The organism is Streptomyces sp. SID12501, from assembly GCF_010550245.1.
Classification (GTDB): domain Bacteria; phylum Actinomycetota; class Actinomycetes; order Streptomycetales; family Streptomycetaceae; genus Streptomyces.
The window spans coordinates 1-380 of record NZ_JAAGLU010001112.1; the positions used below are offsets into that span (position 1 = coordinate 1).

The following is a 380-nucleotide window of genomic DNA, read 5'->3' on the forward strand; positions in this document are numbered from 1 at the left end:
GGGGTGGTGGCGAGGGCCCAGTCGATGACGGCGGAGACGTCGGCGACGTCGGCGGGGCCGGCCGTCTCTATCTCGCCGCCGGAGAGCCAGAAGCCGCGCGAGGTGTAACCGACCACGACGTAGCCGGAGTCGGCGAGCTTGCGGGCCTGGGCGATGTATTCGATCTGCGGCAGGCCCCAGCTGGTGGGCAGCACGATAAGCGGGTACTTCCGGCCCTGCACGGCTCCGGCCGGGGTGAAGACGTTGCCCTTGAGGGTGATGCCGCCGGAGCCGAGGACGTCGTGGAACCGCAGCTCAGAAGAGGCGTCCGACACGTCCGAGACGTTCGAGGTGACGGCTGTGGCAGGTGCGGGGGCCGCCTGGGCCTGGTGGGGGGCCAG

Annotated in this window: 1 protein-coding gene; it reads right to left on the minus strand. The window is 71.1% G+C overall.

What is annotated here, in order from left to right:
* Positions 1–380: CocE/NonD family hydrolase (locus tag G3I71_RS50070; RefSeq protein WP_239149837.1), on the minus strand; the 380-nt coding region annotated here is incomplete at its 3' end.